This window comes from Shewanella sp. MBTL60-112-B2, assembly GCF_019655055.1.
GTDB lineage: Bacteria > Pseudomonadota > Gammaproteobacteria > Enterobacterales > Shewanellaceae > Shewanella.
This window is the reverse complement of sequence record NZ_BPFA01000014.1, coordinates 1-23936: the sequence shown is the minus strand read 5'-3', so window position 1 is coordinate 23936 and position 23936 is coordinate 1. Positions and strand designations below refer to the sequence as shown.

The 23936-nt window shown below is 41.9% G+C and carries 17 protein-coding genes; 10 read left to right on the top strand and 7 right to left on the bottom strand.

What is annotated here, in order from left to right:
• Positions 1-14 precede the first annotated feature (14 nt).
• Entirely contained in the window at positions 15-662 is a 648-nt protein-coding gene (locus K5Q73_RS10685; RefSeq protein ID WP_220763026.1) for a TetR/AcrR family transcriptional regulator, read from the top strand.
• 5 nt (positions 663-667) lie between these two features.
• Complete coding sequence (locus K5Q73_RS10680; protein WP_220763028.1) at positions 668-2950, top strand: acyl-CoA dehydrogenase; 2283 nt, start codon at positions 668-670, stop codon at positions 2948-2950.
• 212 nt (positions 2951-3162) lie between these two features.
• Here the strand turns inward: K5Q73_RS10680 and K5Q73_RS10675 are convergent, their stop codons facing one another.
• The 3 genes from K5Q73_RS10675 to K5Q73_RS10665 form a co-directional block, all read right to left on the bottom strand.
• Positions 3163-5295 carry a hypothetical protein gene (locus K5Q73_RS10675; RefSeq protein WP_220763030.1) on the bottom strand — a complete coding sequence of 711 codons (2133 nt, stop codon included), beginning with the start codon at positions 5293-5295 and terminating at the stop codon, positions 3163-3165.
• Positions 5296-5508: 213 nt separating this feature from the next.
• Positions 5509-6948 (bottom strand): pyruvate kinase, encoded by a 1440-nt coding sequence (gene pyk / locus K5Q73_RS10670; protein WP_220763032.1) that lies wholly within the window; start codon positions 6946-6948, stop codon positions 5509-5511.
• Between the two features lie 184 nt (positions 6949-7132).
• Positions 7133-7987 carry a MurR/RpiR family transcriptional regulator gene (locus tag K5Q73_RS10665; RefSeq protein WP_012155570.1) on the bottom strand — a complete coding sequence of 285 codons (855 nt, stop codon included), beginning with the start codon at positions 7985-7987 and terminating at the stop codon, positions 7133-7135.
• A 315-nt stretch (positions 7988-8302) separates the two neighbouring features.
• On the opposite strand from K5Q73_RS10665, the gene zwf reads away from it, so the two are divergent.
• The 4 genes from zwf to K5Q73_RS10645 are packed head-to-tail and all read left to right on the top strand — an operon-like array spanning position 8303 to position 12994.
• Positions 8303-9775, top strand: a complete 1473-nt coding sequence (zwf, locus tag K5Q73_RS10660) for a glucose-6-phosphate dehydrogenase (RefSeq protein ID WP_220763185.1) — start codon at positions 8303-8305, stop codon at positions 9773-9775.
• A gap of 9 nt (positions 9776-9784) precedes the next feature.
• The gene (pgl, locus tag K5Q73_RS10655) at positions 9785-10489 is read left to right on the top strand and encodes a 6-phosphogluconolactonase (RefSeq protein ID WP_220763034.1); all 705 of its coding nucleotides are present in this window, start codon (positions 9785-9787) and stop codon (positions 10487-10489) included.
• A gap of 9 nt (positions 10490-10498) precedes the next feature.
• Positions 10499-12325, top strand: a complete 1827-nt coding sequence (edd, locus tag K5Q73_RS10650; protein WP_220763036.1) for a phosphogluconate dehydratase — start codon at positions 10499-10501, stop codon at positions 12323-12325.
• Between the two features lie 21 nt (positions 12326-12346).
• Positions 12347-12994, top strand: a complete 648-nt coding sequence (locus K5Q73_RS10645) for a bifunctional 4-hydroxy-2-oxoglutarate aldolase/2-dehydro-3-deoxy-phosphogluconate aldolase (RefSeq protein WP_220763037.1) — start codon at positions 12347-12349, stop codon at positions 12992-12994.
• A gap of 76 nt (positions 12995-13070) precedes the next feature.
• Here the strand turns inward: K5Q73_RS10645 and eco are convergent, their stop codons facing one another.
• Complete coding sequence (gene eco, locus K5Q73_RS10640; RefSeq protein WP_220763039.1) at positions 13071-13652, bottom strand: serine protease inhibitor ecotin; 582 nt, start codon at positions 13650-13652, stop codon at positions 13071-13073.
• 460 nt (positions 13653-14112) lie between these two features.
• Between eco and dmeF the strand changes: the two genes are divergently transcribed.
• The 4 genes from dmeF (at position 14113) to K5Q73_RS10620 (ending at position 18738) form a co-directional block, all read left to right on the top strand.
• Positions 14113-15141 carry a CDF family Co(II)/Ni(II) efflux transporter DmeF gene (gene dmeF / locus K5Q73_RS10635; protein WP_220763041.1) on the top strand — a complete coding sequence of 343 codons (1029 nt, stop codon included), beginning with the start codon at positions 14113-14115 and terminating at the stop codon, positions 15139-15141.
• 26 nt (positions 15142-15167) lie between these two features.
• Positions 15168-15587: a MarR family winged helix-turn-helix transcriptional regulator gene (locus K5Q73_RS10630; protein WP_220763043.1), complete on the top strand. Its 420-nt coding sequence runs from the start codon at positions 15168-15170 to the stop codon at positions 15585-15587.
• A 352-nt stretch (positions 15588-15939) separates the two neighbouring features.
• Positions 15940-17583, top strand: a complete 1644-nt coding sequence (locus K5Q73_RS10625; protein WP_220763045.1) for a phosphoethanolamine transferase — start codon at positions 15940-15942, stop codon at positions 17581-17583.
• Between the two features lie 102 nt (positions 17584-17685).
• Positions 17686-18738: a GGDEF domain-containing protein gene (locus K5Q73_RS10620; protein WP_220763047.1), complete on the top strand. Its 1053-nt coding sequence runs from the start codon at positions 17686-17688 to the stop codon at positions 18736-18738.
• Between the two features lie 92 nt (positions 18739-18830).
• Here the strand turns inward: K5Q73_RS10620 and K5Q73_RS10615 are convergent, their stop codons facing one another.
• From K5Q73_RS10615 to K5Q73_RS10605, 3 genes are all read right to left on the bottom strand, one after another.
• On the bottom strand, positions 18831-21527 hold the full coding sequence (locus K5Q73_RS10615; RefSeq protein WP_220763049.1) for an acetate--CoA ligase family protein: 2697 nt from the start codon (positions 21525-21527) through the stop codon (positions 18831-18833).
• Between the two features lie 253 nt (positions 21528-21780).
• Entirely contained in the window at positions 21781-22983 is a 1203-nt protein-coding gene (locus K5Q73_RS10610) for an EAL domain-containing protein (RefSeq protein ID WP_220763051.1), read from the bottom strand.
• Positions 22961-23936: helix-turn-helix transcriptional regulator (locus K5Q73_RS10605; protein ID WP_220766144.1), on the bottom strand; the 976-nt coding region annotated here is incomplete at its 5' end. The genes K5Q73_RS10605 and K5Q73_RS10610, both read right to left, overlap by 23 nt.

Genomic DNA, 23936 nt, shown 5'->3' with positions numbered 1-23936 from the left:
TAAAAGGCAACGGAATGGCAAATCGCTCCGATACAAAAACAAGAATACTGGATGCTGCGGAAAAATTATTTGCAGAGAGAGGTTTTTCAGAAACCTCACTAAGACTAATTACAAGTAAAGCTGAAGTAAACCTTGCATCTGTAAATTACCATTTTGGTTCTAAAAAGGAGCTGATCCGAGCAGTACTTGCACGTTACCTCGATGTATTTATGCCTGCAGCCGCAGAGGCAATTGTTGCAGTGCGTACTAGTAATGCGAACGCATCATTAGACGATATATTTTCAACCTTGGTGGCTCCTTTACTCGATCTTAATAGTTTGAGAACGGAAGGGACTACGACCTTCTTACAATTATTAGGACGTGGTTACATTGAAAGCCAAGGCCATCTGCGCTGGTTTATCACCACACACTATGGAGAATACTTAGGCTTATTTGTTAAAGCTGTAGCAGAAAGTGCACCACATATTCCTCCTGCAGAGATGTTTTGGCGTTTACACTTTACCCTAGGCACTATTGTTTTCACCATGGCGTCGGCTGATGCACTAACCGAAATTGCAGAAGCAGATTTTGGCGAGCAAAATGATATTGAAGCTGTCATCAGAAAAGTCATTCCGTATTTATCTGCCGGAGTGTCCGTTCCACTTACTAAGGATGTAATGTAAAAATTATGGCTACGACATTATTAGTGCTGTTGCTTATCGCAATAGTCGTTGTATTCAGCGTTAAAAATATCAGGATGCAGTTAATTACGCGTCCTGTATTTAGTTTTTTCAAAAAAGTATTGCCACCCCTTTCAGTTACTGAAAAAGAAGCGATGGAAGCGGGCGACGTTTGGTGGGAAGGGGAGCTATTCAAAGGCAAACCTAACTGGCAGTTGCTGCACAGCTACGGTAAACCAACCCTGACATCAGAAGAGCAAGACTTTATTGATAATCAAGTTATGACGGCATTAACTATGATCGATGATTACGACATAGTGAATAACAGAAAAGACTTGCCGCCAGAGCTTTGGGAATACTTCAAAAAAGAAGGCTTCTTCGCGTTAATCATTCCTAAGAAATATGGTGGTAAGGCGTTTTCAGCTTACGCTAACTCGACTATCGTCAGTAAGATTGCTAGCCGTAGCGTTAGCGCGGCAGTAACGGTTATGGTGCCAAACTCTCTCGGCCCAGGTGAGCTATTGACTCATTATGGTACTAGCGAGCAGAAAGATTACTGGTTACCTCAACTTGCCGATGGCCGTGCTATTCCGTGTTTTGCATTGACAGGACCTGAAGCGGGAAGTGATGCTGGTGCCATTCCTGATACTGGTATTGTATGCCGTCAGGAAGTGAATGGTGAGGAAGTTCTTGGTCTAAAACTTAATTGGGATAAGCGATATATTACACTTGCCCCTGTAGCTAATGTATTGGGTCTTGCATTCCAGATGTCCGATCCAGACGGCTTGTTAGGTGACACTAAACATATCGGCATTACCTGTGCACTCATACCAACGGATCATAAGGGAGTCGAGATTGGCAGTCGCCACAATCCGCTGAACCTCGCATTCATGAATGGTACTACTCGTGGTAAAGATGTGTTTATTCCATTGGATTGGATCATCGGCGGCCCTCAATATGCGGGTCGTGGCTGGAGAATGTTAGTTGAGTGTTTGTCGGCAGGTCGTGGCATTTCACTACCCGCTTTATCAACAGCCTCTGGACATATGGCCACTAAAACAACCACTGCGTACAGCGCTGTGCGTCAGCAGTTTGGTTTGGATATTGGTCAATTCGAAGGGGTACAAGAAGCGCTAGCCCGTGTGATTGCTAATACCTATCAACTTGAAGCAGCAAGACGTTTGACGACCACTGGTATCGACTTAAAGGTTAAGCCGTCTGTTGTGACTGCGATTGCTAAATATCACATGACTGAACTTGGTCGTAAGGTGATTGATGATGCGATGGATATCCAGTCCGGTAAAGGTATTCAGCTGGGGCCTAAAAACTATTTAGGCCATGGTTATATGGCGCTGCCAATCTCTATTACGGTGGAGGGGGCAAACATTCTGACCAGAAGCTTGATGATCTTTGGTCAAGGGGCAACACGTTGTCATCCTTATGTGCTGGCTGAGATGGAAGCGGCTGGAATGGAAGACACCAGTGAAGGTCTTGAGCGATTTGACGATTTGCTGCTTGGCCATATTGGCTACGCGACTCGTAATGCCTTTAGTGCGCTGGGCAATGCTTTGACTGGTAGCCGTTTTGCTCAATCACCAGTAAGCGGTGAAACTAAGCAATATTACAAAGATATGACGCGCTTATCTGCAGGTTTGGCCTTAATGACAGACGTTTCAATGCTTATTCTAGGCGGCGATTTAAAGCGTAAAGAGATGCTAAGCGCACGTATGGGTGATGTGCTAAGTCAGCTTTATCTTGGTTCTGCAACCTTAAAGCTTTTTGAAGATAATGGTCGTCAGTTTGATGATTTACCAGCGGTACGCCACGTTATGGCTACCCGTTTACACTTAGCGGCTAAAGCGTTAGATGAAGCGATTCGAAATTTCCCTAATCGCCCAGTTGCATTGCTGTTACGTGCATTAATCTTCCCGCTTGGGAATCGATTCAAAGATGCTAGTGATAAGCTATCAATTGATTTGGCAAATTCGATGAATAAGCCTGGTCCTGCCCGCGAACGGTTAACCTTCTTGTGTCCAAGTTTTGACGGTGATCCAAGTGGTATAGCTGAAGTTGAAAATGCCTTCATAGCTAAACATGAATGCAAAGGGCTGTATAAGAAGCTTAAGCAAGCGCAGAAAGAGGGCTGCTTACCGAAGAAGTTGCCAGCAGTGGCATTGTTTGACGCTGCACTGGAGATCTCATTAATCTCTGAGCAAGAGCACCAACAATTAGTCAAGGCTGATGCGTTGAGGCTTGCAGCGATTAATGTTGATGAGTTTGAAACGCTGTAACAGATCGAATAGACCCCGTGCGTTTCAATCAATATTGATGAGTATTTAACAAAATGCCGCCTTATGTTGTACTTCAATGAGTACAGAGTAAGGCGGCTTTTTTGTCATTTAAAGATGCTACCCTTTATATTGATTGCAATTGGCGGCTAATCGACTCGTCTATTTATTCGCTATATACAGCATTTTGCAATTGCTGATCAGGTTAAAGGTTTTTAAAAGTATCGTCTTCTAAACTTGTTCAGCTCTGTTCCTGCCATGGGGGTAAGGGCTTTATTTATCGAGATGAGATGTTGATATTCTTCAGGGTAGAATTTCTTTATTCTTGTCACTCTCGCGTAATGACTGGAACGGAACTTGGGATAAAGCGAGATTAGTTTTGGTAAACTCTCATGTAACTGGCCGTTTTCATAGCTAAGCTCTAGCAGTGTATCAAGAGCGTCTAATCCATATTTATCCGTGTCAAGTTTAAAATTATTTTCGACTAAAAACTGGATAGCTTGTGGAGAATTTAAAGCCGCTGCGATGTAAGTATCATTTCCCACCAGATCGATTATCGAAAAATCAAAACCTTGATGTAATAAGTCTTGCCACTTATCTACAGGTAGCCCTTTAAGTGAAAGTAAGTTTGATGGCATTTGAGGAGAAACTCTTACACTCCATGCTGACAGAAATTCAATATTGCTGTGAAGCATATAATGAAAAAGGGCATCTGTTTGTGTCTGTGTTAGTGGAATTTGCGCACAATATTCTACCGCTTGTGCAGCGTTTCCTTCTGCTAATAAGCGGTCGAATTTATCACTCGGGTCCGACTCCAATGGTGCTCGGTTATAGCTAAACTCAAGCTCTTGCCAAAGACCAACAAGAACCGGGTCTATTTGATGCAATCGCTGCTTAACATCAATTGGATTTTGTTTTATCTCATCAATGATGTCGTAGGCCTTATCTCTTCCTTCAAAGCTTTGCTCGGCAAGTAATTGCTGCTTTACTGATGCGCATTGCTCAGACTTTCGTTTCAATGCTATTTGCTTGTTTTTTGAATCAGTAATGGCAAGTGAGATAACGGAATCATCGGCTTTACGCTGTTTAACATTAAAGCTGTTATCCATAAGCGGGATGCTTTTAAGAAGTGATTTAAACTTAGGGTTAGAAATACTGTGGCTATTAGTGCGTGCATTTTTTGGGGCTTTAAAATAAGTGACCGTCAAATTGTTAAGCTGTTCAATTTTCCCGTGGGCTTTATAACCTTCAGCTTTTAGGTAGCTCGGTGTGTCGAGGATCTTATTGGTATCGGGGTTGAGTTTATTGTACTCGGCATCGTTACGTGGCAAATTCAATATGGCTATGTCCATTGCTGTTAATATACCTGGCTCATTAATAGGGTTTACACCATATTTGTTTAGGAACTCTAAGGCATCAACATTAAAATTAGCGGCTGCAATATCGGCAAGATTGTTGTAACGCTTAAAACGTTCCTGTGCCAAGATAGGCATATCCCCTAAAGATTTTGTTTGTTTGAGCAAGGGAATTAAATACTCAGTTTCCATATTGTTGTTGAGCGCGATTGCCACGTCATTGACGGTAAATGTGCGTAAGGCAACTGCTTGCTCGTATTCTTCGATATTAAGGTTCTCTGCACTTAATATGAATAGAATTGATGGTGATAAAATGAGACTGCTGCCTATAGCAAGCGGAGATTCTAAATAAGTAGAAAAGTTGTCATTATTATCAAGTAGGGCATAGATATCTTCTTTATTTATATCTTGCGCTAAGGATATATTCACACCAAATCCGTGATTTTCATTTTCTAGTGGTTGAAGCGCTGAGACCAGTTCATTCAGTGTGTCAGCACTAAACCCTTCAATGACCGACATACCACTCCACTCATTTAAAATCGACACTGATTGGGTAATTGAATATTTATGTTTCTCGATATTGATTTTCGCTTCAATCAGCAAGTCTTGGTAACTATCGTAGAATGTTTGATATTGCGCCTCATAAGCCAGTAGTTCGCGATCTGTTTTACCTTGCTTCAGCTCTTTCTCTAGTGCGGCATTAACTCCGATGTGGACTTCATCAACATATTCGTTGAAGTCATAGCTCCTTTGTTGGCATTGAGCGTGCGCAAAAGTAAGTTGCTGTAATCTAGTTTTCTGAAAGTTTTTATTAATAGCTGGCGATTTGATTGTTTGTTGTTGGGCCGTTATTTGATTACTGATAGTAGAAGAGTTACTGTTGTGCGTGACACCTTTTAGCTGGTTTTTCTCATTTTTATCATTGCTATAAACATAATAGCCACCGAGGATGCTTATCGCGACGCATGAGATAACCAGTAACTTCCGTTTCATTGTTCAACATTTCCTTGTTGCTATTATATCTATGACGTAGTGTTTTCTATGTGACTAAGATATAAGCAATAGCGCCATAGATCTATCTAATAAACGTATCGAAATGTAGCGCTTTCATATGATGAGTATAAAAAAAGCTACTATTAACAAATAGTAGCTTTTTATTTATTGCAGTCATACCTTAGAGTGGTATGCCAGAATAGAGAAGGGAACTTACCCTACAACAACAACCTTGCTGGTGTTAGTACCGCCAACGGTTTCCATTGCATCACCCTTAGTCATCATCGCCATGTCGCCTTTTTCAAGGTAGCCAGCTTGAGATAGGGTTTCTAGTGCTCTTTGAGCAACCGCTTCTGGAGCATGTGCAGTTGAGTCAAAGTAAACAGGCTGAACACCGCGGTAAAGTGCCATTTTAGCCAGAGTTGACTCATGACGTGATAAGGCAAAAATTGGCAGTGCAGAGCTGATACGAGACATCATCTGCGGCGTAGCACCTGATTCAGTAAGGGCGATAATAGCCTTGATACCTTCTAGGTGGTTTGCTGCGTACATGGTCGATAATGCAATAGTTTCTTCAATAGTGGTGAACTGCTGATCCAATCTGTGCTTAGAAACTTGCACACTTGGATGAGACTCGGCACCTAAACAAACTTCAGCCATTGCCTTAACGGTTTCTTCTGGGAAGTCACCCGCTGCTGTTTCGGCGCTTAGCATTACTGCATCAGTACCATCAAGTACAGCGTTTGCAACGTCCATAACCTCTGCACGAGTTGGCATTGGGCTAGAGATCATCGATTCCATCATTTGAGTAGCTGTAATAACAGGCTTATTCAATTGACGTGAACGGCTAATCAGTCTCTTTTGCACTGCAACAAGAGCTGGATCGCCAATTTCAACACCGAGATCACCACGAGCAACCATAACTGCATCAGATGCCATAATGACATCGTCCATCGCTTCGTCAGTTGCAACGGCTTCAGCGCGCTCAACTTTAGATACGATTAACGCATTACTACCAGCTTGACGTGCTAAATCGCGAGCGTAGTTAAGATCGGCACCGCTTCTAGGGAAAGAGACTGCAAGGTAATCAACTTTAATCGCAGCTGCGGTGATGATGTCTTGCTTGTCTTTTTCTGTTAGAGCAGCCGCAGACAGTCCACCGCCTTGCTTGTTGATGCCTTTATTGTTTGATAAAGGACCGGCAACAGTAACTATGGTATGTACCTTGTTACCTTCAACGCTCTCAACACGAAGTTGAACGCGGCCGTCATCGAGCATTAAGATATCACCAAGACTCACGTCTTGAGGTAACTCTTTATAATCGATACCGACTTGGTTCTCATCGCCTTCACCTTTCGCTAGATCGCCATCAAGGGTATAGGCTTGACCAAGCACTAACATAACCTTTCTGTTGTCTTTAAAAGTTGAAATACGGATTTTAGGACCCTGTAGATCGCCTAAAACGGCAACATGAACACCGAGCTCTTTTGCAATCGCTCGTGTATCGTCTGCGCGTTTCTTATGATCTTCTGGTGCACCGTGAGAGAAGTTTAAGCGAACAACGTTAGCACCGGCAGCAATAATGCGGCGTAAGTTGTCATCACGGTCTGTGGCTGGACCCAAAGTTGTTACAATTTTGGTTCTGCGGAACATGACATACTCCGTTAAGTTTTAAATAATTCTGACCCTATATTAACAGACAATACCCATACTTGTAGTAAAATTACGAACAAAATGATCTAACTCAAGTTTTTAATTTTGTGACCTATTCCAACATATCATTGAAAGTGGGCAATTCAGCTTAGGCTGAACTGCCTAAAATCATGTCGAAAGTCAGTTACAGAACTGGATCTTTGTCTATTCTTGATTCTTTTAACACTTCCTTCACTCGCTTCAAATTCTCGCGGAAACGAGGACCTCGTCTGAGGGTAAATCCTGTGGCTAGCACATCAATTATAACTAATTGTGCTAAACGTGAAGCCATAGGTAAATACATATCGGTATCTTCAGGTACTTCCATTGTGACTGGAAGTGTACAAACCGTTGATAGTGGTGAATGTCTGGCAGTAATACCAATAACTGCTGCGCCATTTTCACGGGCAAGTTTTGCGATATCGATAAGTGATTTAGTGCGGCCTGTATGAGAAATCAGCACGACAACATCACCTTCATTGCTGTTGATACAGCTCATGCGCTGCATAAGCACATCATCGAAACTGATGACTGGCACATTAAAGCGGAAGAATTTATTCTGAGCATCGTGTGCAACAGAAGCAGAGGCACCTAAGCCAAAGAAAGAGATTTTCTTAGCTTGAGTTAAAATGTCTACAGCCTTGTTGATGGCAGCAGTGTCGATACTTTGTCTAGCGGTATCGAGAGATGCCATAGAAGATTCAAAAATCTTTGTAGTATATGAATCCGGACTATCATCTTCTTCCACGTGACGGCTAACGTATGGCGTACCATTGGCTAGGCTTTGCGCCAAGTGGAGCTTAAAGTCGGGAAAGCCCTTGGTATCAAGGCGCCGACAGAAACGATTAACTGTGGGTTCACTCACATCAGCCATTTTCGCCAATGTTGCGATACTTGAGTGAATCGCGGTTTGCGGCGAAGACAAAATAACTTCTGCAACTTTACGTTCAGATTTACTAAAATGTGTAAGGCTTTTCTGCACCTTTTCGAGGGTATTCATATGCGTACGTCCACTCAATAGTAATGTAGTTTTATTATATTTAGTTGAAGCTTATTATTTGACGTCTAGTTACCGTTAATTACAGAGCGCTAAGGCCAACATTAATTTATAATGACAACAGTTACAAACGCGATAATTTTTAGTAATTTTATCACGAAAGCATACCAGATTATGGCGTAACATACCTAATAAGCTAACTTGAAGTTTATTATAAAATTTAGATGCAATTAGCTATTTCTGTTGTTATATTACAACAAACGTGTGAATTCTCATCAAAAATGATGAGGCACAGTGTCAAAAGGAGATTTTGAAGCGATGGGCATTACGACACCTAAAGCCAAAGCTTGTGATTTTGTTCTATTTGGTACCAAGGGAGATCTTGCAAAGCGTAAGTTACTTCCTTCTTTATACCAACTCGATAAAGCCAATTTGCTGAATGTCGATACTAAAATTCTCGGCGTCGCAAAGGATGAATTCAGTCAAGAAGAATACCGCGAGCTGGTGGTAAACGCCTTAACGACCTTTGTAAAAGACGATCTTTGTGAAGACACGGTGAACCGTTTCTTAGACCGTTGTCATTATGTTGGCACTAACTTCACAGAGTCTGATGGCTATCAAGCTTTCCACGATATTCTCGAACCCGAAAAACGCGTCATGGTGAGTTATTTCGCCACTCCTCCCGCTATTTTCGGCGACATCTGTCGTTGTCTACACGAACAAAACCTTATTTTCCCTGACTCTCGCGTCGTTCTAGAAAAGCCAATTGGTTCCGATCTCGCAAGCTCTCGCATCATTAACGACCAAGTCTCAGCCTACTTCGAAGAAAACCAAGTTTATCGTATCGACCATTACTTAGGTAAAGAGACAGTACAAAACCTGCTTGCGCTGCGTTTTGCTAACTCGTTATTTGCATCCAAATGGGATAACCGAACGATCGACCATGTACAGCTAACAGTTGCTGAAGAAGTGGGTATCGAAGGCCGTTGGGGCTATTTCGACAAAGCGGGCCAGATGCGCGACATGATCCAAAACCATTTACTACAGGTGTTAACGCTTGTAGCAATGGATCCTCCTGTTAACTTAGATGCAGACAATATTCGCGACGAAAAAGTTAAAGTACTTAAGTCACTGCGACCTATTAATGCCGACAACATCTATGAGAACACGGTTCGTGGTCAATATAGCTCTGGTTTCTTAAAAGGTGCCCCGGTTCCTGGCTACCTAGAAGAAGAGGGCGCAAATGTTCAGTCAAATGCTGAGACCTTTGTTGCACTAAGAGTCGACATCGATAACTGGCGCTGGGCTGGCGTGCCATTCTACTTACGTAGTGGCAAGCGTATGCCGTTTAAGAGCTCTGAAATTGTGGTTTACTTTAAGAACCCACCACATAACTTATACAGCTCTAATTACCGTAACCTGCCACCAAATAAACTGACAATTAGATTGCAGCCTCATGAAGGGGTTGAAATTCAGATGTTGAATAAGGTGCCAGGTCTGGGTGAAAAGCAGCGTCTACAAACCACTAAGCTCGATTTAAGTTTCTCTGAGACCTTTAAGAACGAGCGTATTGCCGATGCATATGAGCGTTTATTGCTCGAAGCCATGCTAGGTAACCAGGCATTGTTTGTACGCCGAGATGAAGTTGAGCAAGCCTGGAGCTGGGTTGATGGCATTATTCAAGCGTGGGAAGAAACAGACGAAAAGCCAAAACCTTATCCAGCAGGCACGTGGGGCCCAGTCGCCTCTGTTGCACTTATTACTAAAGATGGTCGTTCTTGGGACGAGTAAGGGGAGATAATGATTAAAGAAACTGTTTTCAAATCATTCGATAACAAAGAGGCGTTAGAAGCGCAACTTGCCGAGCGTATTGCTAATCAACTGCAAGAAGCTGTTGATGCACGTGGTAAGGCAAGTCTGATTGTTTCTGGTGGCTCAACTCCGCTTAAATTGTTTGAGTTACTTAGCAAGAAAGCTATCGACTGGAGTGATGTATTTATCACTCTTGCCGATGAGCGTTGGGTCAGTCCTGAACACGGCGATTCCAATGAGCGTTTGGTAAGAAACAACCTACTTAAAAATAGAGCTGCCAGTGCAAAATTTCGTGGCTTGAAGAATATGTATTCTTCGCCAAAAGAAGGCTGCGCCATGGCAACTGAGCAGTTAGCAAGCTTTCCTAAGCCTTTCGACGTTGTCGTATTAGGTATGGGAAATGATGGACATACTTGTTCATGGTTCCCTTGCGCTGCAGAAGCTGAACTTGATAATGCATTAACGACGTCTGATCTGTGTGTTGCTGTTACACCCGGTAATGCACCGCATTCACGGATTTCTTTGTCAAAGTCAGCAATATTAGCCAGTCGCCAAATCTATCTACATATCGTTGGTGAACAAAAACTTGATGTTTACCGACAAGCACTAGCAAGCGAAGACACGCGTGAAATGCCAATTCGAGCAGTACTCGAACAGCACAAAACACCTGTTGATGTTTACTGGAGCGCTTAAGGAGTAATTATGCACAGCGTTGTACAATCTGTTACTGACAGAATTATTGAACGAAGCAAAGATTCTCGCGCTAAGTATTTAGCGGCGCTCGATGATGCTAAAAATAAAGGTGTTCACCGTAGCGCACTGAGTTGCGGTAACTTAGCTCACGGATTTGCAGCTTGTAACCCAAGTGACAAGTCCGACATAAAGCAGTTAAACAAAGCTAATATCGGTATTATCACCTCTTTTAATGACATGTTATCTGCTCATCAACCATATGGTGAGTATCCAGATATGTTGAAGCAAGCTTGTAATGAAGTGGGTAGCGTTGCCCAAGTTGCAGGTGGTGTACCGGCTATGTGTGATGGCGTGACTCAAGGTCAGCCTGGCATGGAGCTTAGCTTATTAAGCCGTGAAGTCATTGCCATGGGCACCGCGGTTGGTTTATCACATAACATGTTCGACGGTGCTTTACTGCTAGGTATTTGCGACAAGATTGTACCGGGTCTGTTGATTGGTGCACTGAGCTTTGGTCACCTACCTATGTTATTTGTGCCAGCTGGACCGATGAAGTCGGGTATTCCTAATAAGGAAAAGGCACGTATTCGCCAAAAGTATGCCCAAGGTGAAATCGATAGAGCGGCGTTATTAGATGCTGAGTCTAAGTCTTATCATAGTGCGGGAACCTGTACTTTCTACGGTACAGCTAACAGTAACCAGTTGATGCTTGAGGTGATGGGACTTCAGCTACCTGGATCATCTTTTGTCAACCCAGATGATCCGCTACGTGATGTATTGAGCAAGACTGCCGCTAAGCAGGTTTGCCGTTTAACCGAAATGGGCACTCAATACACGCCAATCGGTAAAGTGGTATCTGAAAAGTCAGTGGTTAACGGCATTGTTGCGCTATTGGCAACAGGTGGTTCAACTAACCTGACTATGCATATTGTTGCTGCTGCTCGCGCTGCAGGCATTATCGTGAACTGGGATGATTTCTCTGAACTTTCAGATGCAGTGCCGCTACTTGCACGTGTGTATCCAAATGGCCATGCAGATATTAACCACTTCCACGCTGCTGGTGGTATGGCGTACTTGATAAAAGAACTGCTAGATGGTGGTTTACTTCACGAAGATGTCGATACAGTGGCAGGTTTTGGTCTTAAGCGTTATACCCAAGAGCCACAAATTCGCAATGGCGAATTAACTTGGGTTGATGGTCCAAAGACCAGCTTAGACTCTGAAGTGCTAACAGGACTTAATACGCCGTTCCAAAGTAACGGTGGACTTAAATTGCTGAAAGGTAATCTGGGCCGCGCGGTGATTAAAGTGTCGGCGGTGGCTGAGCAACATCGAGTTGTTGAAGCTCCAGCGGTAGTGATTGACGATCAGAATAAGCTTGAAGCTATCTTTAAAGCGGGCGATCTCGATAAAGACTGTGTTGTCGTGGTTAAGGGACAAGGTCCTAAAGCCATTGGCATGCCAGAGTTACATAAGCTCACACCAATCCTTGGTACGTTACAAGATAGAGGCTTTAAGGTCGCGCTACTGACCGATGGTCGTATGTCTGGCGCGTCGGGTAAAGTGCCTGCAGCTATTCATTTAACGCCAGAGGCTTTAGATGGCGGTCTAATCGCTAAGATCCATAATGGTGATCTAGTCAGAGTCAATGCAACAACAGGTGAACTGTCTCTACTAGTCGATGAAACTGAACTCAATTCAAGAGTTACCGAAAAAGTCGATTTGCAAAAAACAAGTTATGGAATGGGACGAGAGCTTTTTGGTGCACTGCGCGCTAGCCTAAGCAGTCCAGAAACTGGTGCGCGAAGCACTAGTGCTATTGATGAACACTATTAAAGTTTAAGGAAGAGTAACGCAATGCTTGAGAATAACTGGTTAATACAGCCGCAAGATATTTTTAAACGCAGCCCTATTGTTCCTGTCATGGTGATCAATAAGATTGAACATGCTGTGCCACTTGCTAAGGCGCTAGTCGCTGGTGGGATCTCAGTTTTAGAGGTAACACTACGTACAGATTGTGCTTTAGAAGCCATCACTAAGATTGCTCAAGAAGTGCCAGAGGCCTTAGTGGGCGCGGGTACTATTTTGAATAAAGCACAGTTAGAGCAGGCGATTTCTGCGGGTGCTCAGTTTGTTATCACCCCAGGTGCTACAACTGAGCTGCTTGAAGCTGCAATGGCGGGTAACACTCCGTTGATCCCTGGTGTTGCGAGCATTTCAGAAGTGATGAAAGGCATGGCACTGGGATACACCAATTTTAAGTTTTTCCCTGCTGAAGCATCAGGTGGCGTAAATGCACTGAAGGCATTTTCTGGCCCACTTGCTAATATTCGTTTCTGTCCAACTGGCGGCATTACTCCAAGTAGCTATAAAGATTACTTAGCGCTTAAGAATGTTGACTGTATTGGTGGCAGCTGGATTGCGCCAACAGATGCGATGGAACAGGGCGATTGGGAGCGTATTACCGCTCTGTGTAAAGAAGCGATTGGTGCGCTTAAATCTTAATGGATAAAAGCCGCTAATAGTCATAAAAAAAGCTACCTTAAGGTAGCTTTTTTTATTTAAAAATAACTACTTACTGCTATTTTGTTGTATTACCAGAATAGCTAAATGCAGATTCGACTTTCCAAACACGGTAACGTATTTGTGTGTTTTCTGGTAGATAAAATACCTTAGGTAAACGACTGTCGTATTTAAGCATCAGATCATCACGGATAGGCAGGAACTTCTCTGTTTTTGCTTCATCAAAGCAAGCCATCATGGTGCTTGGACCTTCGCTAATGCTGTCAACTTGATAGTAGTTATAACCCCAGCCTTTAACCGTTTGCTGTTTAAGTCCGCCAGACAAACCGTGCTTGTTACAGTCAACCATCTTTGTCTGGCCTATCTGGATCTCAACCATATAGTCGGCTTCATTGTCCAGCTTTGGCAAGGTTAAGATGTGCTGTACTTGGCCTTCCTTTGGCGCTGGGTACATTTTAGTCTCTTTGGTCGAACTATAATCTGCCGTAGTAAACATTTGTGCATTGATCATATTTTGATTTAATCCTGATGGGTGAGCAGGGCTAGTTGCACTTGCATTGAATGAAAAGGCAGAAAGAATCAAAGAAGAAGTTAAAAGTGTAGCTGCAAAACGTGTGTTACCAGCATTAAATAAAGTCATAAAATCTCCAATATAAAAAGGTATTGTCTGTGTTCAATACCTCTATAAACGGGGTCGTTTTCAAAAAGGGTTAAAAAAACAAAAAAATACTCAGCCTGCTGTTACAGCCCCAATGATTGCTATCCAAATATGACTGCGAGGTTTGCATAAAGTTCGCCTTTACCTAGGTTTAAGCTTATTAACAACGCATCATTTATGTTTAACGGTATAGTGCAAGATCATATAAATAGTCCCAACTCTTGTTTTACGTCTCCTAAAAGCGCAAACTTAGTTTGATTGTCAAAATACTCGTTTCACGATTAATTAGTAGCTCAAACCTTGTTGGTCAGTTTGATTTCCTTGTTTGTCATCGAAATTGAGCTGTTCGGACAGGCTTTTAATAGAAGCGATAAGTCAGAAATGAACGATAGCTAAGAGATTATGGCTAGATGTTAAGACAAAATATTCAAGGGCGTAATTTATGAACGATGGTGAACAGGCTGCAATTCATTGTGTAGATAAACAGAAGTTTTCGACTCAGAATAGTGCTGGAGAGCGTAATACCGCCTACGTCTTAGTACTTACGATAGTGACTATGCTGGCAGAGATCATTGCCGGTACCATTTATGGTTCAATGGCATTATTAGCTGATGGCTGGCATATGGGAACCCACGCAGCGGCTTTCATGATTACCTTGTTCGCCTACCGCTATGCACGAAAACATGCAAATTCGCCAGAGTTTTCGTATGGAACTGGCAAGGTGAGCGTACTCGGAGGGTATACCAGTGCTATCGCCTTGGGATTAGTCGCACTTATCATGTTGGCTGAGTCGAGTGTCAGAATCTTTAACCCTCATGAGATCTATTTCAATCAGGCCATTCTAGTGGCGATTATTGGTCTTGTGGTTAATGTGGTGAGTGTTTTTCTATTAAAAGATCATCATAGCCATTCGCACGGTCACGAACACAGTCATGATCATTCACACAGTCACAGCCACGATCATACTAACCAGCATTCCGATAGTCACAGCCACCAGAACCATGAACACCAGCACAGTCGCCAAGATAACCAGCATCATGGTCACGATCATAATTTACGTGCCGCATATTTTCATGTGCTGGCTGACGCCTTAACATCATTATTAGCCATTGGCGCCTTATTGATGGGTAAATACTTTGGTCTTAATTGGCTGGATCCTGTTATGGGGATTGTCGGAGCGCTGATCATAAGTCGATGGGCATGGGGATTACTCAAACAAACAGGGCCAATATTATTGGATGCGAGTATCGATCAGGCCTACCTTGATAAGATAAAGCAGACATTAGAGAAAGAAGAAGCACAGTTACTTGATCTCCATGTGTGGAAGATAAGTGCTAATCACTATGCTGCTAGTATGGTCCTGTGTGCTGAAAGCACTAGCAATGCTGATTATTTTAGGGCGAAACTAGCAGATTTTGAGCGCTTGTCTCATATCACTATTGAAGTTAATCCTGTTACTCAGGCACAATAAACTAATACTAATTAGGAACTTATTTAATGACAAACCAAGACGATAATTTACATCATGCGATGATCGAGTTTTACGAGAAGTTGTCGTCTTGGGAAATGGCGGTTGTAAAAGATAAAGGGTTTAGCTTACCTCTGGTGCATACCGTTGAAATTTTGGGGCTAAATGGTCCTATGAGAATGAAAGAGTTAGCGCAAAAGATTGGAATTACGACTGGTACATTGACGGTCCAAGTCGATAAAATGGTTGATGCTGGATTAGTTATTCGTACACCTCATGCTAGTGATAGGCGCTCCATTTTGGTGGAGCTTACCGAGAGTGGGCAATTGATGTTTGAAGAGCATGATAAGCTACATATTCAACTAACCCAAGACCTTACCGCCAAATTTACCGAAACGGAACGTACGCAGTTACTAGACTTTTTCGAACGAATTAATCAAGAGTTCTAGTACCGCTTTTCTTCAGGTTAATGATTAAGTATGCCTTTAACTTATAACGTAATTTATTTTATTAACACTGTTCTTCATGGCTAGAGGCACAGCCTTCTTAGCCATGTAAAATCCCTGATGTTCAAACTTTAAAATCAGTAACTTTTCAATATCGCTGTCTAATTAGTCACTCTTGCTTGGGACCGTTTATTTAACGTTACAAGTGATACATTTTTTGCGAAAATGTATGTTCTATCCTCCTAGCAGCATTTTAGTCTTTGTGTTGTGATACAACGATAAGGCTTTAAATTGCCACGGCTAGTTAGTCAGCTTATTGAGCTAAAAATAAGCACCGAACTGAGTGAGAAAACCAGTGTTATCACGTCTTAAAAGCTTAACGAGTAATCAATTCACATTCATTCTTGCGATTTATTATGTATTTGTACTTAATATTCCGCTTTTTCAAATCATCAAGCAGGGTGTAGATAAACAAGCCGATGTGAACATGGTATTTATTGCGACTATGCCTCTGTTTTTGCTGTTTGCGTTGTCTTTTTTATTCAGTGTTTTTAGTTTCAAGTACCTGACCAAGCCATTCTTTATCTTACTGACTTTGCTTTCATCGAGTGTGTTTTTTGCCGCATTACAATATGGAGTCGTTTTTGACTACGGCATGATCGAAAACACTGTTCAGAGTAATCAATCAGAAGCGGCGACCTACCTTAATTGGGCATCAGTCCTCAATTTCCTTGTGACGGGAGTTATCCCTTCCTTACTGATATATAAAGCCAATATCCAGTACAAAGCTTTTAGCAAGGAGATGCTGCATAAGGCCTTGTTTATGCTGACTATGCTCGCGGGCATAGTGCTGATAGGCATGTTTTATTATCAAAACTACGTCTCTTTTGGACGTAATAACGACATCATTAAGCGTTATATTATTCCCACTTACTTTATTGGTTCTACTATCAAATATATTGATGTGAACTACCTGCAAAAGCCGCTTAAATATAAACATTTGGGGTTAGATGCAATAAATACAACAGCTAAAGCTAATCTTAAAGATAAGCCTAAAGCTAAACCGAATTTAGTGGTGCTAGTGGTCGGAGAAACGGCCAGAGCGGCTAATTATCAGTACTACGGGTATGATAGAGCGACTAACGAGCATACTAAAAATCAAGGTTTAATTGCGTTTCAAGATACACATTCATGTGGCACTGCAACCGCAGTCTCTCTACCGTGTATGTTTTCAAGAATGGATCATAAAAATTACGATCCTCATAGAGCACTGGCACAAGATAATATTATCGATGTATTAGATCATGCGGGCATTCAACTTCAATGGCTCGATAATGACAGTGGCTGTAAAGGGGTTTGTCAGAACATAGAGCATGTGGTTATCGACCATAATAGCGATGCCAAGCTATGCAATGGTGAATTTTGTTATGATCAGGTCTTGATAAATGAGCTGGATAAACGGCTTAAAACTATCGAAGCTAAAGATACCCTGATAGTACTGCATATCATTGGCTCCCATGGACCTACATATTATCTACGTTACCCTGAGCAACACCGCCGCTTTGTGCCTGACTGCCAAAGAAGTGATATCCAAAACTGTACTCATCAGCAGCTAGTTAACACTTATGACAATACGATTTTGTACACAGATTATATTGTGTCTCAGGTGGTGAAAGAGTTAGAGGGCGAGAGTGAGCAATTTGATACCGCAATGCTTTATATTTCAGATCACGGCGAGTCATTAGGAGAAAGCGGTATGTACCTCCATGGTACGCCGTATTCATTTGCGCCAGGTGAGCAAACTAAGGTGCCTTTGTTAGCTTGGATTTCTAAAGGTTTTGCTAAGCAAAACCGCCTGGATTTAACTTGCTTAAATCAAGAAGCCGCTAAAGGCGGTTTTTCTCATGATAACCTGTTCGATAGCTTGCTTGGCTTAATGAATGTGAAAACCAATATTTATCGTTCTAGTACAGACATATTTTTGGGGTGTAGAACATAAATGGTTATGAATATGTAATTTTTTTGAAAAAGAGGGTGGCAAGACCCTTTTTTTTGTTTAATGTATTGATAGTTATGGATATCGAACGAGAGGCTTCAATTTATGGATATGGCACAACATTTGTCTGAAACAGAGCTGTCGGCAAAAATACTGCGCCACGCTGTACCTAAAATGTCAGAATTAAATATTCCTGTCACCCCTGAGAATTACGCCGTTTGGTATGAATACTATAAGGGGATCAATCTCGATCTAAAGCGTGCGATAGATGGCTTATTAGCTAATAATCTTGCCTTCACTCCAACTATCAGTGAAGACCTCCATAAGAATTATATCCAAGTCCACTCTCCTGAAGTTATCGAAAATGTACAAATAGAAACTCAAGTCCTTATCAATAGTTTATTGGCAAAGATAGCGAGCATAAGTAAGGGGACATCGCGCTTTTCTGAGTCACTAACGGAATTTGACTCGGCTCTTAAGGGCGAGCCAGAACCTGCTGTATTACAGGATTTAGTCAACGGTATCACCTCTGAGCTCGATGAGATCATTAGCGCGAATAGTGAGATGGACAAGAGCCTTACCAGCATGAGTGAAGAGGTAGATGCGCTAAAAACAGAGATGGTCGAACTTCGTTCTGTAGTGATGACAGACCAGCTCACGTCACTGAATAATCGCCGAGCATTTGACAAAGAAGTGATAAGCCACATCGATAGTTTCAATCTTTCGAACATTGAAAGTAGTTTGTTGGTTGTTGATATCGATTACTTTAAAAAATTTAATGATGTTCACGGCCATTTAATCGGTGATAAGGTGCTCGCCTATGTGGCTCAGGCACTTAAAAGTGCCGTGAAGGGGGATGATTTTGTGGCTCGATATGGCGGAGAAGAATTTGTGATCTTGCTACCTAATACTTCTCATCAAGATGCCCATAAAGTTGCCGAGAATATTAGAGCCAAGATAGCCGGTCGTAATTTAACCATAGGCAAAGAGAAGAAATTACCCCTTGGAAATGTCACTGTGTCGGTAGGCGTGGCCTCATTAAAGCCTACTGATGATAAGGACAGTTACTTTATTCGTGCAGATGAAGCCCTATATCGAGCTAAGTCATCAGGGCGTAATTGTGTTATTGGTGAAAGAACCGCTGAAACGCAGATATAGAGCGACCATAGCTAAACAATTTTAGTTGCTCAAAAACGTAAAAAAGCCATTAACAGCATATGATAATGGCTTGTATATTCGCTTTAATAAGGTTAATCGGCTTTTAAGTCCATATGCATGTTAATCAGCCGATCTTCCATATCAAAGGTCACGCTAAAGCCCAAACGCTTTGCTAGGCTTGCCATATTGCGATTTTCAAACATGGTGAAGCCAGTCAGTACTAAGGTATCGTTTTGTTTGTAATACTTAACGAGTTTTTCAAGTAACAGCTTTCCTAAACCTTGGCCTTGGTAATTACTACGTACAGCCATGGCAAATTCAGCCTCAGTATTATCAGGATCGATAGAGGCTCGTATGGCTCCTAAAGTCGTTTCTTCCCCGTCCTCATCAATTGCAGTTGCGATAAAGGCCATTTCTCTGGCGTAATCAATTTGAGTCAATACCGCCATTTCCTCATGGGTCATCTTAGAGCGGACCCCAAAATAGCGCTTATACCTATCTTCATCTGAAAGAGAATTGTCAAAGGCCAGATGCTTAGGTTCATCTTCAGGCAAAATGGGGCGAAGCATAACCTTATTGCCATTCTTAAGGGTAACAACCTCCTCGAGTTCTTTCGGGTAAGGGGAGATTGCTAACCTTGACGCATTATCAACGGGCTCTTGGTGCAGACCAATATTGACATCGAGTAGCGTGATCTGTTCGCCAGCGCAGAGCACGGGGTTTAAGTCGAGGCTGGCGATTTCTGGGCAGTCAATAATCAAGTGTGAGATCTGGGTAAGCATGACACATAGGGCATGCATATTTAACCCAAGTGGCAAATGCCTATCTCTGAGTTTTTGAGTTTTTAGCGCTTGGATCACCATATAACGTGCCAGCGTCATATTAAGAGGGGGAAGCGCAACAACCGCATCTTTAGTCGGTTCCCATTCAGAGCCGCCTTCACCTAGCAAAATTGCCGGACCAAACACAGGATCGTTAGCCACAGCGACACGTATCTCCTGAGCCCCAGCGGTGAGCGCCATTTTTTGAACAATTAGCCCTTCAATTCGTGCATCAGGATTAACCGACATCACTCTTTCAATCATGGCTTTTGCGGCATGTTCTACTTCTAAGTCAGACGTCAAATTAAGCATTACGCCTTGTATATCAGATTTGTAGTGAATATCAGGAGACTGCAGCTTTAACGCTATAGGGTAACCAGCGTGCTTGGCAAGCTCAACGGCTTGCTTAGCCGTGGTGGCAAACCAGGTATCGATAGTGTTGAGCCCATAGGCATTTAAAATAGCGCGTGATTCATGGGTTTCTAAAACAGTTTTACCCTGAGCTAAAGCCTGTTGTAACTTTTCTCGGGCCAATGCGGAATCGGCTGGAATATTAACTGGAATAGATTGCGGTACCTCTTGCAGTAATTTTTGGTTACGACGGTATTCAACCATATGCATAAATGCACCCACGGCACCCTCTGGTGTGCGATAGGTCGGAATACGAGACTTTGAGAAATGCTTACGCGCCTCATAGGCTGAGTCTTCGCCGCTCCAGTTGGTAAGAATATTGATTTTGTGCCGATTGGGGTGCTTAGCAATAGTATCGGCAATGGCTTCGGCTACCCCGACACTTTCACCTAACGCTGAGGGTGAGTGCAAGATTAAGATCGCATCGAGATCGTCACTGTCCATTAAGATCTCAAGAGATTTGGCATAACGGTTTGCATCTGAATCACCTCCGATATCAATCGGGTTCTGGCGAGACCAGCTTTTAGGAAGTAATGCATCCATACGCTGGTAGATCTCGGGGGACAGTGATGGTAATTTGCCTCCGCCTAAAATAAGTTCATCCAATGCCAAAACTGCAGGGCCACCACCATTACTGATGATCCCAAGACGCTCGCCTTGCAAAGGCCGTGAGTGGGCTAAGGTTTCTACTGCGGCAAAGAGCTCGATAAGATCGTTAACCCTAAGCATACCAGCACGTCTGAAGGCGGCTTCATAAACAGCATCGTTTCCAGACACGCCACCAGTGTGTAGCTGAGCTGCGTTACCGCCCTCAATACTTCGACCAGACTTAATCACTAATATGGGTTTATTACGTGACGCCGCCCGCGCCGCAGACAGGAAGTGGCGCTTTTCGTTAATCGAGTCGATATAGAGCAAAATAGCATCGGTTTTGGAATCTCTACCTAAATAATCCAAAAGCTCATCAAAGTTAATATCGTTGGCATCACCGAGAGAGATAAAAGAGGAGAAACCAATGCCTTTGTTATTTGCCCAGTCTAGTACCGTGGTGCAAATAGCCGCTGATTGCGATACGAATGCAATCTTGCCTGGCAGGGCACTGGTGTGAGCAAGGCTGGCGTTTAAGCCTAGGTTTGGCAATATCATCCCCAAACTATTGGGGCCCAAAATCCGCATGCCATACCTATCGGCAAATTGCTGCATCTGACTTAACAGGCTGACACCTTCCTCGTTAAATTCATCGGCCATACCTGAGGCCATGACGATGGCGACCTTACAGCCAAACTGGGCCAAGGTTTCAATAATTGAGGGTACGCTATTAGCGGCGGTGCAGATAATGGCAAGATCGGGAGTAAGTGGTAGAGCCTGAATGTTGGGATAAGCTAACACCCCCATTACCGCTTCATATTTTGGGGTCACCGGCATGATAGGCCCCGAGAAACCACCAGATAGCAAGTTCTTCATCAAGACATTACCGGCTCGTTTGGGTTTATTTGAGGCGCCAATAATGGCAACTGATTTAGGTTTGAAGAGGGTATGAAGAGTGCGTTGGCTCATGAACTTATCCTACAAGTCAGTATGTTATGAGTTTACAGGAGCACATACTATTTACCATAGTAGAATGGTCGAAATTTCAAAGTGAGTAGAGTCGTGGATCCTCAAAGATAGGTGAATTATTAACAACGTATAATTTCAAACATGACGGGCTGTCTATTGCTAGCTGATGGTGAGTGTACGGATAAAGCTGTCCCCTTGATTTTGGATTGTACTCACTATATTCACGTTTAATTAGCAGTAATGTTGTAGCATTTTATTGGAAGTTTTTATTGTAATTTTCAATCCAATCTAATAATTCTGATGCTGATAATGGTGCACTATAATAGTACCCTTGCACATACTGGCAGTTCATATTATATAACATATCTAAAATAAGATAAGTTTCGACTCCCTCTGCAGTAACCTTTATATTCAATTTACTTCCAAGTTCGATTATAGCTTCCACAATTACTTGATGTTGATGATTCACATCCATGTCGGAAACGAACGTTTTATCTATTTTAATTTCATCAAAGGGAATGGAATCTAACCGCTTTAAACTCGAGTAACTTTTACCAAAATCATCTAGAGAAAATCGAATCCCAGAAGCAATAACTTTCTTGATTGATTCATCGGTTAGAAATTCATTTTCTATTGGAGCATACTCTGTTAGTTCAAATGTGATATCAATATCTCTATGCTTTTCAAACTGATTAACGATATCCATAATAAAATCTTCTCGGCGTAGATCATCTGCACTTATGTTAATAGATAGATTGTAATCTTTCAGAACAGGTTCACTTTCCCAGTGTTCTAGTGCTTTTTCAAAAACGCATTTTGTTAGCTTATAGCTTTGCTTTTCTTTCTCTAAGAAAGGGATGAAGTCATCAGGATATAGGGTTTGATTGTTATTTGTATTAATTCTGGAAAGAACTTCGAAACCGACGATTTTTTTTGTCTTAATATCGACTTTCGGTTGGTAGTAGAGGCATAGTTTTTTCATGTTAAGATTTTCTTTTATACATGTAGTGCCGTAAATAGACTCTAGAAATGGAACTGGTTTATTTGTACTAAGTTTACAAAATTCATTTGTGACAACATTATAAATTTCGACATACGTTAAAGGGCTTTTGATTGTTCCTACAAGATTCAATTTTAGGTTTGAAGCGACATCTCCAACAAACTCAAAAAACCAATTATCAGCAGAGCCAATAATAATGAATGGCGTAAAATAGTCCTCAACCCTAACCATATAGTTCATCAGAGTAAACTTATCTTCGATAATGATGTTCACATCTATAATTAGCAGGTTTACTTTGGATAAACCTATTCTTTTTGTATTATCTAGCGAACTAATAGCTGATTTGCTGTTTTCAGCGTTTTCAAACTCTACGTCTAATTCCCTAAAAACTTCAGAGAACTTTGCTCTTGTTGTTCTCCTCGCGTATTTGCAGTTATCGACTATGAGTACATTCATGAACCTGTTCCTTTGTGTTTGCTCCTAATAGGCAACCTAGTTGCTTTGGTGTGATTATTGCCAACTTTAATAAAAATCGATTAGCCATTAACTCTGATCTCTTTAATAAATACGATCTTATGTTGACGACTTTTTCCTGACACTTTACCTTTGTAAGTCTGTATGTCTTTAATTTTGCAGAATTTAACGTCTTTACTAAATTGCTATCGCATGTATAAAAGCATAGGTAACGCATTTTCCTCTGCTGTGAGAAATGATTAAGGTAGGTCGACATTATGCTATTCTCAACTTGTTTGGTTGCACCTGAAGATGAAAACACCAGCATTGCATCATGCTCATTATTATTACTACTACTTATAACTGTTCTTAAGTCTCTACTTGTATCTATTATCTCCGTTAGCACATTTTCAGTTGTTGTAAGAAAAAGGCTATGCCCAACAATTTGGCCATTAAACGCAGTTGCCACTGAAATTTTTAAATCGTTTAGGCTGTCAAATTCCTCTAATGGTGGGTTTAACATTAAAGTAGGATTTCCCTCATATCGTAGGATCATTTTCAATACGAGATAGAAACTATCATCTTTAACATCGATAGTTTGTATATGATATTCATCATTCCTGTAGTAAGGGTGGATTGACTTTTGTTGTTTAGAATTAGATTTTATTAAATGAGTCGACTCTTGAAGGAATTGCTGGTCACATGCATAAATACAAATTAATTCATTGTCATATAATTCAACGATTTCAGCTTGTTTTGCAAGAGAGGGAATATTGACACCTCGTTCCCATCTACTTACAGTAATAGAATCTAAATTATAAAACATACTGCTATGCTTTCTAAGTTCTAAACAAAGTTGTTCCTGAGAAAGAAGATTAATTTCTCGTACATTTTTCAGAAATGTTGAAAACACATGGCATCGCTTGTCTTTCGTGTAACAGTAATTTGTACAGGTC